This window comes from Streptomyces venezuelae (assembly GCF_008642275.1).
Classification (GTDB): Bacteria; Actinomycetota; Actinomycetes; order Streptomycetales; family Streptomycetaceae; genus Streptomyces; species Streptomyces venezuelae_E.
The window spans coordinates 350,813-367,159 of record NZ_CP029189.1; the positions used below are offsets into that span (position 1 = coordinate 350,813).

13 protein-coding genes and 1 pseudogene are annotated in these 16,347 nt (G+C 73.2%); 3 read left to right on the top strand and 11 right to left on the bottom strand.

From position 1 onward, the window contains the following. Positions 1 to 33: 33 nt before the first annotated feature. From DEJ51_RS01520 to DEJ51_RS01540, 6 genes and pseudogenes are all read right to left on the bottom strand, one after another. Positions 34 to 1,146 (bottom strand): cupin domain-containing protein, encoded by a 1,113-nt coding sequence (locus DEJ51_RS01520; RefSeq protein WP_190620121.1) that lies wholly within the window; start codon positions 1,144 to 1,146, stop codon positions 34 to 36. Further along, complete coding sequence (locus DEJ51_RS01525) at positions 1,143 to 2,228, bottom strand: carbon-nitrogen hydrolase family protein (RefSeq protein WP_150255574.1); 1,086 nt, start codon at positions 2,226 to 2,228, stop codon at positions 1,143 to 1,145. Before DEJ51_RS01525 ends, DEJ51_RS01520 begins: the two co-directional genes overlap by 4 nt. A 19-nt stretch (positions 2,229 to 2,247) precedes the next feature. After that, positions 2,248 to 4,551 (bottom strand): FAD-dependent monooxygenase, encoded by a 2,304-nt coding sequence (locus DEJ51_RS01530; protein WP_150255576.1) that lies wholly within the window; start codon positions 4,549 to 4,551, stop codon positions 2,248 to 2,250. Beyond that, the gene (locus tag DEJ51_RS34840; protein WP_223836123.1) at positions 4,533 to 5,099 is read right to left on the bottom strand and encodes an acyl-CoA thioesterase; all 567 of its coding nucleotides are present in this window, start codon (positions 5,097 to 5,099) and stop codon (positions 4,533 to 4,535) included. Before DEJ51_RS34840 ends, DEJ51_RS01530 begins: the two co-directional genes overlap by 19 nt. Before the next feature lie 18 nt (positions 5,100 to 5,117). Then, positions 5,118 to 6,731, bottom strand: a pseudogene (locus tag DEJ51_RS01535) (AMP-binding protein); the annotation flags it as partial. A 147-nt stretch (positions 6,732 to 6,878) separates the two neighbouring features. Beyond that, the gene (locus tag DEJ51_RS01540; protein ID WP_150255579.1) at positions 6,879 to 7,322 is read right to left on the bottom strand and encodes an ATP-binding protein; all 444 of its coding nucleotides are present in this window, start codon (positions 7,320 to 7,322) and stop codon (positions 6,879 to 6,881) included. A gap of 251 nt (positions 7,323 to 7,573) precedes the next feature. On the opposite strand from DEJ51_RS01540, the gene DEJ51_RS01545 reads away from it, so the two are divergent. Beyond that, positions 7,574 to 8,524 (top strand): alpha/beta hydrolase, encoded by a 951-nt coding sequence (locus tag DEJ51_RS01545; protein ID WP_150255581.1) that lies wholly within the window; start codon positions 7,574 to 7,576, stop codon positions 8,522 to 8,524. Between the two features lie 161 nt (positions 8,525 to 8,685). Then, positions 8,686 to 9,456 carry a phosphatase PAP2 family protein gene (locus DEJ51_RS01550; protein WP_150255583.1) on the top strand — a complete coding sequence of 257 codons (771 nt, stop codon included), beginning with the start codon at positions 8,686 to 8,688 and terminating at the stop codon, positions 9,454 to 9,456. 260 nt (positions 9,457 to 9,716) lie between these two features. Here the strand turns inward: DEJ51_RS01550 and DEJ51_RS01555 are convergent, their stop codons facing one another. From DEJ51_RS01555 to DEJ51_RS01575, 5 genes are all read right to left on the bottom strand, one after another. Continuing rightward, positions 9,717 to 10,106 carry a hypothetical protein gene (locus DEJ51_RS01555; protein WP_190620123.1) on the bottom strand — a complete coding sequence of 130 codons (390 nt, stop codon included), beginning with the start codon at positions 10,104 to 10,106 and terminating at the stop codon, positions 9,717 to 9,719. Positions 10,107 to 10,287: 181 nt separating this feature from the next. Beyond that, a complete protein-coding gene (locus DEJ51_RS01560) occupies positions 10,288 to 10,776 on the bottom strand; it encodes a hypothetical protein (RefSeq protein ID WP_150255587.1) in 489 nt (162 codons plus the stop codon). 20 nt (positions 10,777 to 10,796) lie between these two features. Continuing rightward, positions 10,797 to 11,804 carry a LacI family DNA-binding transcriptional regulator gene (locus tag DEJ51_RS01565; protein WP_150255588.1) on the bottom strand — a complete coding sequence of 336 codons (1,008 nt, stop codon included), beginning with the start codon at positions 11,802 to 11,804 and terminating at the stop codon, positions 10,797 to 10,799. A gap of 102 nt (positions 11,805 to 11,906) precedes the next feature. Continuing rightward, positions 11,907 to 13,454 carry a carboxylesterase/lipase family protein gene (locus DEJ51_RS01570; RefSeq protein ID WP_150255590.1) on the bottom strand — a complete coding sequence of 516 codons (1,548 nt, stop codon included), beginning with the start codon at positions 13,452 to 13,454 and terminating at the stop codon, positions 11,907 to 11,909. A 114-nt stretch (positions 13,455 to 13,568) separates the two neighbouring features. Further along, positions 13,569 to 14,303 (bottom strand): phosphatase PAP2 family protein, encoded by a 735-nt coding sequence (locus DEJ51_RS01575; RefSeq protein WP_150255592.1) that lies wholly within the window; start codon positions 14,301 to 14,303, stop codon positions 13,569 to 13,571. Between the two features lie 769 nt (positions 14,304 to 15,072). Here DEJ51_RS01575 and DEJ51_RS01580 point away from each other — a divergent pair. Further along, entirely contained in the window at positions 15,073 to 16,326 is a 1,254-nt protein-coding gene (locus DEJ51_RS01580; RefSeq protein ID WP_150255594.1) for an MFS transporter, read from the top strand. Positions 16,327 to 16,347: the final 21 nt, after the last annotated feature.

The following is a 16,347-nucleotide window of genomic DNA, read 5'->3' on the forward strand; positions in this document are numbered from 1 at the left end:
CAGGGCCGGCGGCGTCCGGTACGGCGGAGCGGTTCAGGGGGTGGGCTGGTGGCCGCCGTTGTCGGCGTACGCCTCTTCGCGGTGGAAGCCGAGCGAGCGCATGACGGGGAAGTCGTCGAAGGAGAAGAGGCAGGCGTCCTCGGCCGGATCGAGGTTGTGGTGCTCGTGCCAGGCCCAGGACGGGACGCAGAAGATGTCGCCCTGCTTCCACTCGAAGCGCTGTCCGGCGATCACCGAGACGCCGTGGCCCTTGGCCGCCGTGTAGATCACCGAGCCGGTGTGGCGGTGGGCGAGGGTGGCCTGGCCGGGGCGCAGCAGCTGCATGCGGGCGCTCATGGTGGGCATGACCGGGCCGCCGGTGACCGGGTTGGTGTACTCGGCGACGACCCCGTCGTACGGGGAACCCTCGGTCGCCTTCGCTAGGCGGCGCAGGGCCTCGTACGTGGGCTCCCAGGGGTAGGCGAGCAGGGGTGAGTACGGACGGGTCCACTTCTCGGAGCCGTACGGCAGGAGGTTCGCCGAGTAGGTCAGGACCGAGGAGTCGACGACCTTTCCGGGGGTCTGGTACAGCTCGGGGTGGACCTCGTAGAACCCGGCGTCCAGGGCGTTGACCAGGGGGATGTCGAGTCCGTCCTGCCAGATGACGGGGGCGTCGTCGGCGTCGTTGCCGTGCTCGTGCCAGGTTCCGTTCGGGGTGATGGCGAAGTCGCGGGGGCCGACCTTCAGCTTCTGGCCGTCGACGATCGTCCAGGCTCCGGTGCCCTCGTGGACGAAGCGCAGGGCGGCGGCCTGGTGGCGGTGGGCGGTCATGGCCTCGCCGGGTCCCATGATCTGGAGTCCCGTGTAGAGGAGTCCGGCGGCGGCGCTGACCTCCTTGCGGCCCGGGTTGACGAGCATGACGACCCGGCGGCCGGCGTCGTCGCCCTCGACGAGCGCGAGGGCCTTGTGGACCAGCGGCCGCAGGTCCGCGTAGCGCCACAGCACGGGCACGGAGCGGGGCTGCGGGTACCAGGGTTCGATGTCGTTGGCGACGGTCCACAGCGCGCCCGCGTCGAGGGTGGCGAGCTCCTCGTAGTAGCGGTTGAGCTCGGGGGTGTCGGGCACCCGGGCACGGCCGAGCATGGTGTCGTCCTGCTCGATGGTCATTCGTCCTCCTCTGAAGCGGCGGGAACGGCGGGAACGGCGGGAGTGGCGGGGGTGGCCGGGGCGGTGGGAGCGGCCGAAGCACGGGGGGCCGCGGCGGTCGCGGCGGTCGCGGCGGTCGCGGTGAAGGTGACCGGGGCCTGGGGGCGGTTGTCCACTTCGAGGCGGAAGACGTCGAAGCGGTTGTAGTGGCCGGTGATGTCGTGCATCTGCTTGGGCTGGATGCACCGGGCCAGGTCGATCTCGGCGTAGACGATGCCTTCGTCGTCGACGAGGGGTTCGGTCACCGGGCGGCCGTCGGGGCCGAAGATCCCGGACAGGGCGCTGCGCGGGCGCGTGAACCGCTCGCGCAGCTCCTCGTCGTCCCCGGCGACGGCGTCCACGATCTCCGGGGAGACGGTCGAGCAGGCGACGACGGAGAAGACCTTGCCCTCGAAGCTGTGGGCGGCGGTGCGGACGGCGATCGCGTCGGCCATGTCGTAGTCGGCGGGGGCCACGGGCAGGGCGATGTAGCAGGAGGCGTGGACGAGTTCGCCCTGGGCGAGGAGCGCGAAGCGGGCGAGGGTGTTGGTGTTCTCGCCGCAGGCCAGTGCCCCGAGCGGGCCGACGGGCGTGTCGTGGACGACCAGCGAGCTGCCGTCGCCGCCGGTCCAGGTGAGCTTTTCGGCCCAGGTCGGCACCAGCTTGCGGTGCACACCGAGCAGTTCACCGTCGGGGCCGATGGTGAGCAGGGTGTTGTAGAGGACGCCGAGGCTGTGCGCGGCCCGTTCGTTGACCCCGATGACGAGGACGACGCCGTGCCGGCGGGCCGCCGCGCGCAGGGTGTCGACGTGCGGGCCGGGAACGTCGACGGAGGCGCGCTGGAGCCGCTCGAACCAGGGGGAGCCCTGGACCGGGTTCATCGTCCAGTTCCAGTACGGGTAGCCGGGGACGAACACCTCGGGGAAGACGACGAGTTCGGCGCCCCGGGCCGCGGCCTCGGCGATCAGGGCGACGGCTTTGTCGACGGTGGCGGCGGGATCGAGGTAGACGGGCGCGGCCTGGACGGCCGCCGCCGTGAAGCGGGGCAGGTGGTCCCTGTTCATGTGCGCGGGCACCTCCGGCTCATCGGTGGGCGGGCACGGCCGCACGCGGCCGCCAGCGGCGGTGGACGGACTCGGCGGGCTGTCGCAGGAGCTCCAGGCGCGGCGGGATCCGGTCGGTCCGCGCCGACGGGGGCCGTCCGCTGCCCGCCCGCCAGGCGCGGGCCCAGGGCGCGGCCGGGCCCTGGTAGCCCTGGGCGGCCGCGGCGTGCAGGGTCCACAGGGGGTCGTGGAGCTGGGCGCGGCCCACGCCGCACAGGTCCGCCCGGCCGGCCAGGATGATCGAGTTCACGTCGTCGTACGTGGAGATCGCGCCGACGGCGATGGTGGGGACTCCGGTGGCGTTGCGGATGAGGTCCGCGTAGGGGGTCTGGTAGCTGCGGCCGTAGCGGGGCTCCTCGTGGGCGACGACCTCGCCGGTGGAGACGTCGATGGCGTCGGCGCCCGCCCCGGCGAGCGCGCCCGCGATCGCGACGGCGTCGGCCTCCGTGGTACCGCCCTCGGCCCAGTCGGCGGCGGAGATCCGTACGAGCAGCGCCTTGCCGGCCGGCCACACCTCCCGTACGGCACCCAGCACTTCGAGGGGGAGGCGCAGCCTGCCGTCCAGATCGCCGCCGTACGCGTCGGTGCGCAGGTTGGTCAGCGGGGACAGGAAGCCCGACAGCAGATGGCCGTGCCCGTACTGCAGTTCCAGCGCGTCGAATCCCGCCCGGTCGGCCCGCCGGGCCGCGGCCGTGAAGTCCCGTACGAGCGCGTCCATGTCGGCCCGGTCGGCCTCGCGCGGTACGGGGCCCCGCTCGTCCCAGGGCAGGGCCGAGGCGGCGAGCGGCTGCCCGCCGCCGTGGGATGCCGCGCGGCGACCGGCGTGGGTGAGCTGGATGCCGAGGCAGGTGTCGCTCTGGCCGTGGACGAAGCCCGTGAGGCGCCGCCAGGCCGCCTCCTGTTCGTCGTTCCACAGGCCGGGGCAGCCGGGGGTGGCCCGGCCTCCGGCACTGACGGCGGTCATTCCGGCGAGCACCAGCCCGGCGCCGCCGACGGCCTGCGTGCTGAGGTGGACGAGGTCGAAGTCGCCGGGGATCCCCTCGCGCGCGGTGTGCAGGGCGGTGGGCGGTACGACGACGCGGTTGCGCAGCAGCAGTCCGCCGAGCGGGTAGGGGCGGAACATCGGCGGCACGGCCGAGGAGCGGTTGACCGCGGTGGTGAAGCCCTCGTCGCGCACGCGCAGGTTGTCGTAGGTGACCCGGCGGCTGCGGGTGAGGAGGTTGAAGGCGAACTGGTGCGGCTCCTGACCGGTGTACCGGTCGATGCGCTCGAACCACTCCAGGCTGGCCTGGGCCGCGCGCTGGGTGGATTCGACCACCGGCCTGCGCTCGTCCTCGTAGGCGGCGAGGGCGGTCGGCACGTCCGGGTGCTCGTGCAGGCTGGCCGCCAGCACGAGGGCGTCCTCCATGGCGAGCTTGGTGCCGGAGCCGATGGAGAAGTGCGCGGTGTGGGCGGCGTCGCCGAGCAGGACGACGTTCTGGTGCCGCCAGGTCCCGTTGCGGACCGTGGTGAAGCGCAGCCACTTGGAGTTGTTGGGGATCAGGCGGTGGCCGTCGAGATGGCCCGCGAGGAGTTCCTCGCAGCGCCTGATGCTGTCCTCGTCGCTGGTGCCGGGCGGAAGGTCGCGGCCGTCGGACTCCGCGAACCCGGCGCGCCGCCAGGCGTCCTCCGTCATCTCCACGATGAAGGTGGAGCGGGTCGCGTCGTAGGGGTACGCGTGCACCTGGAGGGTGCCGAACTCCTGCTCGTCGACGATGAAGGTGAAGGCCTCGAAGACCTTGTCCGTGCCGAGCCACATGTAGCGGCCGGAGCGCTCGTCGAGGTCGGGGGCGAAGGTGTCGGCGTAGGCGGCACGGGTGGCCGACCGCACGCCGTCGCACGCCACCACCAGGTCGTAGCCGGCGGCGAGTTCGGCGGCGGGCGGGGACTGGGTGCGGTAGCGGACGTCCACCGCGAGGTCGGCGCAGCGCCGCTGGAGGATGCGCAGGAGGTGCTGCCGGCCGAGGGCGGCGAAGCCGTGGCCGCCCGAGGTGAGGGTGCTCCCCCGGTGGCGGACGTCGATGTCGGTCCAGCGGGCGAACTCGGCCGACATCGCCTCGTAGATCTCGCGGTCTGCCTGGGCGATGCCGTCGAGCGTCTCGTCGGAGAAGACGACCCCGAAGCCGAAGGTGTCGTCGGGGGCGTTGCGTTCCCAGACGGTGACTTCCCAGTGCGGGGAGAGCTGCTTGGTGAGGGCCGCGAAGTACAGTCCGCCGGGCCCTCCTCCTATGACTGCGACGCGCACGGCGTGCCTCCTGACGGTGGTGCGGTGGTGAGTAGTTCCGGTTCCTGCGGACCCGCCGTGCCGAGCAGCTCCCGTACCTCGGCGGGCCAGGGGGTCGACCCGGTGGCGTGGGCGGCCGAGTGCGCGACGACCATGCGCCCGGTGGCCGCCTCACCGCCCTGCGCGCCCCGTACGGTGAAGGCGTAGTGCAGGGAGGCCGTGCCGACCTTCGTGACCTTGAGTTCGGTGCGCACGGCGTCCCCGAACCAGAGGCGGGCGCGGTAGTCGGCCTCGAAGTGGACCCGGGGTGTGCTGCCGAAGAGGTGGGACAGGCCCAGGCGCTGGAGCAGGACGGCCTCGGCCGCCTCGACCCAGCGCACGACGGTGGAGTGGTGGTAGTGACCGGCGGCGTCGGTGTCGGTCCACTCGACGCGGCGTTCGACGACGACGCCGGCCGGCCCGGCGGGCACCGGGGCCGCGGGCGCCGCGGTGGACCCGGCGGTGGACACGCCCGTGGGCACGCCCGTGGACACGGCGGTGGACACGGCGGTGGACACGGCGGTGGACACGGCGTCGTTTCGGGCCCGTTCACGCAGTTCACCGCGCCGTAGCTTGCCGGTGCCGGTACGCGGGAGCGTGGTGACGAACTCGACGGCGCGCGGGTACTTGTACGGGGCGATGGTCTGCTTGACGTGGCTCTGGAGCTCGCGGACGGTCGACCCGTCGGCCGGGACACCGGCGCCCAGGACGACGTACGCCTTCACGAGCATGCCGCGCCGGGCGTCCGGGGCCCCGACGACCGCGCACTCCTCGACGTACGGGTGCGTGGCGAGGGCCTTCTCGACCTCGGGGCCGGCGATGTTGTATCCGGAGGAGACGATCATGTCGTCGCTGCGCGCGACGTACCAGAAGTAGCCTTCGGCGTCGCGGATGTAGGTGTCGCCGGTGATGTTCCAGCCGTTCCTGACGTACGAGGCCTGGCGCGGGTCCTCCAGATAACGGCATCCGGTGGGACCGGTGACCGCGAGCAGCCCGGGCTGCCCGTCGGGGACCCGGTCGCCGTTCTCGTCGACCACGGCGGCGCGGTATCCCGGGACGGGACGGCCGGTGGATCCGGGCCGGATGTCCTCGTCGGCAGCGGAGATGAAGACGTGCAGCATCTCGGTGGCACCGATGCCGTCGATGATCCGCAGGCCCGTGGCGGCATGGAACTCGTGCCAGACCGCGGCCGGGAGCGGTTCGCCGGCGGACACGCAGCGGCGCAGCCCGGACAGCCGGTCCGCCGCCCCCGCCTCCATGATCGCGCGGTAGGCCGTGGGCGCGGTGAACAGGACGGTCACACCGTGCTCCGCGACGAGCTCGGCCAGCTGCAGCGGGGCCGCCTGCTCGATCAGCAGGGTCGCGGCCCCGGCGTGGAGGGGGAAGACCACCAGTCCGCCGAGCCCGAAGGTGAAGGCGAGCGGTGGGGTGCCGGTGAAGACGTCGTCCGGACGGGGTTTGAGGACGTGCCGGGAGAACGTGTCGGCGTTGGCCAGGACGTCGCGGTGGAAGTGGAGGGTCGCCTTGGGGCGGCCTGTGGTGCCGGAGGTGAAGGCGATCAGCGCCACGTCGTCCGCGGCCGTGACCACGGTGGTGAAGCGGCCGTCCTTGGCGGCGCAGCGCGCGGCCAGGTCCTCCGGGCCGGGTCCCCCGTAGGTGAGGACGGGCAGGGCGGCGGGCGAACCGGGGCGGCGGCCCGGGTCGAGCTCGTCGGCGTAACGGTGGTCGCACAGGGCGAGCGAGGGCCGGCTGATGTCGGTGAGCTCGGCGAGCTCACCGGCGCGCAGCAGCGGCATGGTGGTGACGGCGACCCCGCCGGCCTTCAGGACGCCGAACCAGGCGGCGACGAGCCAGGGGTTGTTGGGGCCGCGCAGCAGGACGCGGTTGCCGGGCCGGAGACCGAAGTCCTCGGTGAGGACCTGGGCGACCTGGTTGGCGCGGTGCTGCAGTTCGCCGTACGTCCAGCGCTCGGTCGGGGTGAGCAGACAGGGGCGGTCGGGGCCGTGCCGCTCGACGGCGTCGTCGAGCAGGCGCCGGGCGCAGTTGAGCCGGTCCGGGTATTCCAACTCCGGTAGTTCGAAGTGGAGTTCGGGCCAGAGAGAGAAGGGCGGAAGCCGATCACGACAGAAGGAATCGGCGTACGCGGAAGGGGAGAGCTCCATGGGGCGGCACCTCGATCAGGGAGCAGCGGGGAGATGGGTGCAAGGTATGTCGAATATTTGTCGCCCGTCAACATCTCGCGATATTGCGGCGGGGTCATGAGCCTCGCCACCCCCTCCCGGACGGCCCGGAACGCCCCCGGCCGCACCTCAGGACAGAGGGAGGCGCACCCGGACCGACTTGCCGAACTCGCGCGCCACGACCGAGAGTTCACCGCCCAGCTCGGCCGCCAGCAGCTGGACCATCAGCAGCCCGCGCCCACCCTCGGACTCGGGATCGACCTCCGCGCGGGGCGCCGGCAGCCGCGGCAGCCCGGCACCCCGGTCGGCGACCTCCAGCCGGAGCCAGCCCCCGCCCTCCGCGACGGCGACGCGCACCCGTCCGGCGCGATCCGCGTGCCGGACCACGTTCCCGACGAGTTCACTGACGGCCAGCAGCAGCGCGTCCGTCACGTCCGCGGGGATCCGCCAGCCGTCGAGGGCGGTGCGCACCCGCGACCTGACCTGCGGAACGCTCGCGGCGACGGGATCGGAGACCCAGTGGACGAGGGTCCGGACCGCGGGAGCCGCGGAGGTGTCGGGGAGGGTGAGCATGAAGTGCTCCCGGAGGGGAAGGCGACGCCGCCACCGCGGCAGCTCGTGTCACCGAGTCCGAATCCGGATCGATTCCGGGCTTGTGGTCAGCGGAAACGCGTCGCTAGAGTCCTTGATTACACGTGTAACAACGTACGCCTCCCCCGGTGGCCGCGCAAGCATTCCGGACAAACGGCGCGAAGCCCTCGTCCACCCCGCCGGCCACGGAGCCGGTGCTCCACCGGGACACCGCCGACACTGGAAGGGCAGCAATGACGCAACCTCCCCCCGCCGGGATCGACATCGCCGACATGACCTGGCCGCCCCCGCCGTACCGGTCCCCCGTACCGGCCGTGACGGGCACCGACGGCGTGCGCCGCTTCGACGGGATCACCTACGCGACGACGCCCGGCTTCCGCCCCCGGCTCCTCGACGTCCAGGTGCCCGCCGGCGAAGGCCCGTTCCCCGCGATCGTCTGGATCCACGGCGGCGGCTGGCTGGACGGCGACCGCCGGTACCCGCCGCCGACCGTCCCCGTGGGCCTGCTGCACGGTGCGGTACTCGGGGCCGGTATCGCCCTCGTCTCCGTCGACTACCGGCACAGCCTCGAAGCGTCCTTCCCGGCCCAGCTGCACGACGTGAAGGCCGCGATCCGCTACGTCCGCGCGTTCGCCGGCGACCTCGGCATCGACCCGGACCGGATCGGCGTCTGGGGCGAGTCCGCCGGCGGCCACCTGGCCGCCCTGGCCGGCCTCGTCGGCCCCGACAGCCCGCAGGGCGCGGCGCTGGAGGGCACGGAGGGCGTCGGCTCCGGGGAGACCGGGGTCCGCGCCGTCGTCGACTGGTACGGCGTCTCCGACCTCGTCACCCTGGCCGAGCACCCCATGCCGGTCCTGCCCGGTACGGACTTCCCCGACCCCTACGAGGCCCTGCTCGGCGCCACCGTCGCCCAGCGGCCGGACCTGGCGCGGGCCGCGAGTCCGGTGACGTACGCGGGGGGCTCCACCCCGCCGCCGTTCCTGCTGGTGCACGGGACGCACGACGGCCTGGTCCCGTACAGCCAGAGCGAGGCGCTCGCCGCGGCCCTGCGGAGCGCCGGGGGCGAGGTCACCCTGCAGCCCGTGGAGGGTGCCGACCACATCTTCCTCGGGTCCTGCGACATCCCCGCCATCGTCGAGGGCGGCGTCGCCTTCCTCGCCCGGCACCTCGGCGCGGGAGCCTGACGGCGCCGGTCCCGCACCCCTGTTCCGCCACGGGGGCGCGGCCGCGCCCGCGCCCCCGCGCTCCCTTCCCCCCGCGCTCCCTTCCCCCACGCTCCCTTCCCCCACGCTCCCTTCACAGCGCACCCGGCCGCGGGCCCCCGCCGCGGTCACGAGAGGCAGCCATGTCCGCCAACCCGCTCCCCACCACCGCCGGCACCCCGTACGACAGACCCCGCGAACCCCAGCGGTCCGGTGGGACCGGCCGACGCGCCGAGACCGGGGCGCCGCCCGGCCGCGGCGTCCTCGTCACGGGCATCCTGCTGCTCGGGGCGGCCGTGGCCTCGGCCCTCGTCGTCCGCGCCGACGCCGCGCATCCGCCCTTCCAGGGGCTGGACGACCGGTGGCTGACCTGGATGGGCGGCCCCCACGAGGGGCTGTACCGGGCCGCCGCCACGGCCCTGAACCTGTTCGGCGGGCCGGTCGGGGTCGTGGTCCCGCTCTCCCTGCTGATCCTGTTGCTGGTCCGCGGACGCCGGCTCTCGGCCGGATTCCTGCTCGCGGCCCACCTCGGTGGCAACATGCTCGTCGTCCAGGGCCTCAAGCACCTGGTGGACCGGCCGCGTCCGGCCGACCCGCTGGTCCGTGTCGACCACGGCTCCTTCCCGTCCGGTCATGCGGCCACGGCGGCACTCCTGGTCGTCGTCCTCGGCGCACTGCTGGTCCCGGCCGCCCGTCGGCGGGCGTGGTGGATCGGTGGCACGGCCTTCACGCTGGCCATGATGTGGAGCCGTACCTGGCTGCACGCGCACTGGCTCAGCGACACCGTGGCCGGGGCCGCGGCGGGCGCGGGGGCGGGACTGCTGGTGTGGTGGCTGTTCGGTCCGGCACTCGCCCGGGAACGTGTCCGCGCCCACGACCGCCGGGGGGCGGCCGCGGGCGCGGGCACCACGTGAGCCGGACGCACGGCCGCTGAGCCAGGGGGTCGGCCCGGCCGGGATCCGGGACGGCTCCCCGGACGGACCCCCGCCGGAACTGGTCGGCCGGCGAACGCCCGCAACCGGTCGTTCTCGGCCCGCCCGTCCCCACCGACGACGCACGGCCGCCCCCGCTGCACACACGAGAGACCGGACCGCAATGCCGGCACCGGCCGCCCTGCACTGGCTGATCAGGATCAGGGGATGCCTGCCCAGAGTGAGGGGGCGGCGGCGGGTGGTCAGGCATCAGGGTCGGCTTCGGGGTGCGTGAACCGCACGGGCTTGCCCAGCGACCGGGCGTAGGCGACTTCGGCTCGGGTACTGTCTCCGATGTAGCCGCCGACGACGAGCACCTCGTCGGCGAGCCGGATCTTCGCCCGGTGCAGACCGTCGAGTCGGGCCTTCAGCGCCTCGGCCTCGACGGGATCGGACCAGAGTCCGTGCGGCGACTTCATGTCGACGCCCGGTTTGACGACGATCCTTCCGGCTGTGGTCTCCCGCAGATCGGCCTCGTTCATCTCGGTCATGAAGCGGGTGGAGCCGCAGATCACGACGATGGACGGAAGTCTCAACAGCTGCTTCGCGTCGGCGAGTTTCTCCTCGGGGGTGGGCGGTTGCGGGTACGGCACCGGTTCCTCCTGGTGGTGTGGTCCAACGGGCAACGCCTTCTCGGCATCGCGTGCGTGAGCCTGCACGACCACGACCAGTCGCCTCGCTCGTTCCTGCGGTGCTTCGCCCGAAGGCGTCATGTTCGGTGCGAGGAGGCTTCCGACCGGCGGCAGAGCGACACATGAGCCAACAGGCCTTCGGTCAGGGGGACGTTCCCACGCTGCTGACCCAGACCTTAAGGGGTGCGTACTCCGGTTCGGGGTCGGTCCCCGCCGGGTCGTCCTCCACCTCTTCCAGGTCCGCCCGGGCGATGGTCCCCGGCTCACTGTCGGCCAGGAACCCCAGGAACCCCTCGATCACCGGACCGAGTTCGGTGCAGGGCGTGTAGTCGCATCCGAACGGCAAGGCGTCCGGGGACACGGAACCGGTCGAGCAGCGGAGCTGACCGGCTTGCCCGTCGTGCCAGACGTAGAACGTCGCCGCCCCGGAAAAGCCCAGCCCGCGCACGCGGCCCCGGATGGCGGTGGCGGTCCGCTCGAACGCCGCCACCAGCTGGGAGACGGACAGCGATGCCCTGTCCCCTTCCGCCGCGCTCAGGAACCAGGTGTTGGTCTCCCGCTCCGCCTGCCGGTCGGCCGGTTCGAGCACGAGGGGCTCGTGCGCCACCTCGGCTATCCACGTCAACAGCATCGCCACGGCATACGAACGGTTCAGGAGGTCAGGCGGTGGACCAGGACCGGGTTCACGGCCGGCACCGGCGCCGCCGTACCGGTCTCGATCAGCTCGTGCACGGCGTCCGCGATCCGCGCGGCCGACGGCATGTCCAGCCGTACCGTGGTGAGCGCCGGCTGCTGGAGCGCGGAGAGGACCAGGTCGTCGCAGCCGACCAGGGCGACCTCGTCCGGCACGGTGATGCCCTCGGCCTGCAGCGCGTGCAGCAGCAGGGCGGCGTACTCGTCGTTGTAGGTGAAGGCGGCGTCCAGACCGAGGCCGCGCCAGCGGCGGGCGAGGGCTCTGGCGGACTCCAGGGTGTAGGACAGTTCCACCGGGGTGACGGTGGCCATGTGCCGGGCCGCCACCGACTCGGCGCCCGCGAGGCGGGGCTCCGCGAGGGTGCCGAGGCCGCGTTCCTGGGGCATGACCACGCCGATCCGGGTCCGGCCACGCGCGATGAGGTGCTCGGCCGCGGTGGCACCGATCCGGGTGTGGTCGAAGTCGACGGTGTGCACTCCCTCGACCGGGTGGGACGCGAAGGCCAGCAGGCCGCGCACCCCCGCACGGGCCAGCACCTCGGCCGCCTGGGCGGTGAAACGGTCGCCGTCCAGGGCCACAACGGCCGCGGGGCGCAGTTCGGCCCAGGCCCGGGCGGCGTCGAGAGGGTCGGCGAAGCGGCCCGCGTGCAGGACGGCCGTGTAGCCGAAGCGGTCGAGCTCGCTGTGCAGATCGTCGACCCAGTCGCTGACGAGGCGGCCGATCGCGGAGATCGACGAGGGCATCAGGACGAGGTTGCTGCGGCCGGCGCGCAGGGACCGGGCGGCCGCGTGCGGTACGTAGCCGAGCTGCTTGGCCGCGTCGAGCACCCGGGCACGGGTGCCCGCGCTCACCCGGTGGCCCTGGGTGTCGTTGAGGACGAAGGAAACCGTGGCACGTGACACCCCGGCGAGGCGGGCCACGTCGGCGCTGGTGATGGATGCGGGGACGTGCGTGTCTCTGGCCATGACGACCCTCGTCGCTCCTTCTGCTCGGGCGGGCATCCGATCGAGCACCGGTTCGCGCACCGGATTCCTTCGGGTGACTCCTTCCTTCTCAGGTTACACGAGTCAAATCAAGGGGTCGGGGGCGTGCAGGAGCCTGGAGGCTCCCGCGAGGTCGTCGAGGGCGGTCACGACCGAGTCGAAGCGCATCGTGGTGCGGGTGCGGGTGTCGTACGGCCGCCACCGCGGCAGGCCGGGATGGTTGGGGTCGCCGGTACGGACGAAGGCGATCCAGGCCCGGTGCATGGCGCATGCGAGCCCGTCGCGGACGGCGGGGGCGAGGCCGGCCAGGAAGGGTGCGTGCGACCAGCGGTCGAAGTTGGCGAACACGAAAGGGAGTTCGAGGCAGTGCGCCGCGCCGAGACGCCCCTCATACGCAGGGGTGGGCAGGTCGAACTGGTAGGCCCATACGGGACGGTCCGTCCCGCCGCGCGCCTCGGCCAGCCGCACCGCCGGCACCCGGAAGAGCTCGTCCGTGACGAGGTCCATCAGGACGTCGGCGGGACGGGCTCCGGGCCGGGCCCGCTCGTACGCCGCGTACACGCCTTCCGCGGCCTCGTTCCCGAAGGTCTCCGCGATCCGCTCGGTGACCTGCTCCCGGGTGGCGGCGGCGTACCCCTCGTCGAGGGCGAAGCCGAAGTTGGCCTCCTCCCGCGTCCAGCCGATCATGACGTCGACACCGGCCGCGGCCCCGCTCAGCAGGGCCTCGGCGGGGTGCCCGCAGAGGGTGACTCCGTCGATCACGGGCAGGAAGGGTGTCGGCCAGTACCCCCAGCGCACGGTCCGGGCGAACAGCCCGGCGCCCGCCCCGATCAGCTCGGGCCAGGGCAGCGTGCGCAGCTCCGCCAGATCCTTGGCTCCGGCCAGCTCCAGGTAGGCGGCGGTGCGCTCCAGGTACGCCTGCGGGCCGGGGAGGTCCAGGCCGAAGGGCGGGCTCTGCAGGATCACCCGCCTGATCAGGCCCGCGGTCTGCGGGTGGCCGGCGAGGGCGGCGGTGGACACCGCACCGCCGGACTGCCCGGCGACGGTGACGCAGTCCGGATCACCGCCGAAGGAGGCGATGTTCTCCTTCACCCAGCGCAGGGCGGCGAGCTGGTCGGTGAGCCAGAAGTTCCCGCCCTCGCCGGCCGGGTCGCCTTCCCCGTCGCCCGGGTAGAGGTAACCGAGCGGCCCGATGCGGTAGTTGATGCTCACGACGACGAGGTCGCCGTCACGCGCGAAGGTCTCGCCCGAGTAGCCGGGCAGCGAGCCGGAGCCGGACACGAAACCGCCGCCGTGGATCCAGACCAGGACCGGGCGCCGGGCGTCGTCGGCGGCGGGCGTCCAGAGGTTCAGGGTCAGGCAGTCCTCGTCGAAGGGCGGTGACCCGTGGCCGCCGAGCACCGGATCGCCGCCCTCCAGGTACATCTGCGGCGCGCTCGGGCCCTCGGCGGTGGCGTCCCGCGTGCCGCTCCAGCCCGCGTGCGGCTGCGCGGGCCTCCAGCGCAGGTCACCGACCGGCGGGGCGGCATAGGGCACGGCCCGGAAGACCGTGAGCCCGCCTTCGCGCGCTCCGCGCAGGCGGCCTGCGGGCAGGTCCACCACCGTCCGGTCCTGGCCTGGGGGGTGAGGCATGAGCCGTTCCTTCCTCGCTGCCGCGCGCCGGGTGCGCGCCACCGGTCGAGAGTATTGCGTAAATTTGCCGGACGTCAATGATGCTCAATATTCCCGGATGCCGGGGTGTACGCCTCACAGCCAGAGGCTGTTCGAGGCCATCCGCTCCGCCTCCGCCTCCAGCAGCGGAGCGAAGACCCGCCACAGCACGAGGCAGGCTCCGACGCCGACGAGGGCGCCGGCGACGGTGTCGCTGAGCCACTGGGCGTGGAGCCAGGTCCGGCTGCCCATCATGGCGAGGACGTACGGGGCTCCGAACGCCCACCACCAGCGTCGCGCACGCGGCGGGAACAGCACCACCGCGACGGCGACCACCAGCGTCACGGCGCCGAACACCTGCCCGGACGGGTACGAGCCGTCGTTGACCAGCACCGACGGGTGCGGCGGGCGGGGCCGGTCGGCCACCTGCTTGAGGGGCAGGAGCACGACGAGGTTGGCGACGACGGTGACCGTGAAGACGAACAACCCCGAGCGCCAGCGTCCGTAGACGCACAGGCAGCCGATGACCAGCAGCGGCAGGACCATTCCGAGCGGGCCGCCGAGCCGGTCGAGGACGGTGGTGAACAGCCCGAGGTCGTCACCGTCGGGGGATCCCGCGACGGCCGTGTCGTTCACCGAGGCCGCCCAGCGGTCGTCGAGCCCCTGGAAGAAGGGCCGCGGGTCCAGCCGCAGCAGCAGCCCGGCCAGGAACACGAGGGCGAGGAGGGCGATCCCGAGGCCGAGCGCATGACGCGGCGGGGCCGCCGGAAGGTGGTGCCGGGGCGGGCCGGCCGGCCGGGTCGGCGGCACGGAGGAGGGCGAGGGGAACATGGCGGGCCTTTCGCGGTCGTCTCCCCAAGCGGTGGGGGCACGCGGAGAGCAGGCACGGGACGGTGGAGCGCGGGGGAGGGCGCCGGGGAGCGCCTTCGGGGGACGTGACCGGGGAGCGTCCGACGAGGCCTTGGGCGGCGCCATCGGGCAACGCCGTCGGGGGACTTCTTCTGCTGCGGGCGACACCTGCGGAGGGCGCCCCGGCGAGCGTCTTCGGGACACGGCACCGGGGGGTGCCAGCCGGAAGCCGACGGAACACGCCGCCAGGGCACGGTGCACGGCGCACCGTGCACGGCGCACGGCGCCGACCAGGCGGCCCGCGGCGCTCACGCCACCGGCCGCCCGGGCCGGCGGGAAGCCCGCCTGCGACCGGATCATCGCGGTGCGGCACGGAGTATTGCCGAAGAGTCACGGCCACCACAAGAGCAAGAGGGTTTCCCGACACATCCGCCGTGACGATGGCCGCGAACCAACGGTTACACGCGTCGCCCTTTTGCCTTGGCCTTTCGGTCACGATCTGCACAACGTGCCGTCGCAGGGCCTGGCGGAGCCCGGAAATGGGTGCTACACAATGTCCACCGCACTTGGTGACACGTGTAACAACATCACGTTACGAACGAACGACCGACGTCCGCCACCGCACGTCCCGACGGCCACACCGTTCCCCGCCGTCCCGCGCCCGTTCGCGGGCCGTCCCGCGCCGTCCCGCGCCCGGGCCGCCCCTCCCCCTCGCACGCCACCTCCCCGCTCCGTCCCCCGAGGAGTCGTCATGGCCACGCCCGAAGTTGCCGAACCGTCCGTACCCCCGACCGGGGATCCCGCACCCCGGCGGGGTCTCCTGCTCCTCCTGCTGGTCGCCAACTCGGCGATGATGGCGCTCTACATGGGCGTCGGCTCGGTCCTCCTGCCCACCCAGGTCGCCGCGATCGCCCCCGACGACAAGGTCGCCGTACTCGGCCTGATCGGCGGCGTCAGCGCGGTCTTCGCCACCGCCTTCAACCCCATCGCCGGCGCCCTCTCCGACCGCAGCGGGCGCCGCAACCCGTGGATCGTGGGCGGTGGCCTCGCCTCGCTCATCCTCCTGGCCCTGCTCGGCAGCGTGAGCACCGCGCTGCTCGTCGGCATCGGCTGGTGCCTGATCCAGGCGACGATGAACGTCTACCAGGCGGCGGTCACCGCGATCGTGCCGGACCGGATCCCCGCGGCCCGCCGCGGCACCGCGTCCGCGCTGGTCGGACTCGGCCTGCCCATCGGCGGTACCGTCGGGGTGCTCATCGCCTCCCGGACCGCGGACCAGCTGCGGACCGGGTACCTCGTCCTCGGCGCGGTCGTCGCCGGGTCCGCACTGCTGCTCAGCGCCTTCTGCCGGGACGTCCCGCGCACCGGGCCCGCCGCCGAGGCGCCCGCCAGACCCAAGGGCGCCCAACTGGCCGCGTTCCTCTCGGCCCTGGCCAACCACGACTTCCGGTGGGCCTTCATCGGCCGCGCCCTGATGGTCCTCGGCTACTTCTCCGTCGTCGGCTACCAGCTGTACATCCTCGGCGACCACATCGCGCTGCCCGACGGACTGACCCCGCCCGCCGCGATGGCCGTCCTCACCCCGGTGTCGATGGTCGCGATGGCCGTCTCCACCGTGGTGGGCGGGCTGCTGTCCGACCGCTGGAACCGCCGCAAGGTGTTCGTCGGCGTGTCGGCGGCCCTCGCCGGGCTCGTCATGGTGGTACCCGTGGTCAGCCCGACCTGGACCGGCATGCTCGTCTTCAGCGCGCTCAACGGACTCGCCTTCGGCTGCTTCATGGCCGTCGACACCGCGCTCGTCACCCTGGTCCTCCCGCGGGCCGAGGACGCGGCCCGCGACATGGGCGTCCTCAACATCGCGAACGCCGGGCCGCAGATCATCGCCCCGTTCGTCGCCTCGGCCGTCGTCACCGGCCTGGGCGGCTACACCCCGCTCTTCCTCGTCGGCGGAGCCCTCTCGCTGGTCGGCGCGCTCGCCATCCTCCCGATCCGCAGCGTGCGCTGACCCGCTCCCCCGGGCCCGCCC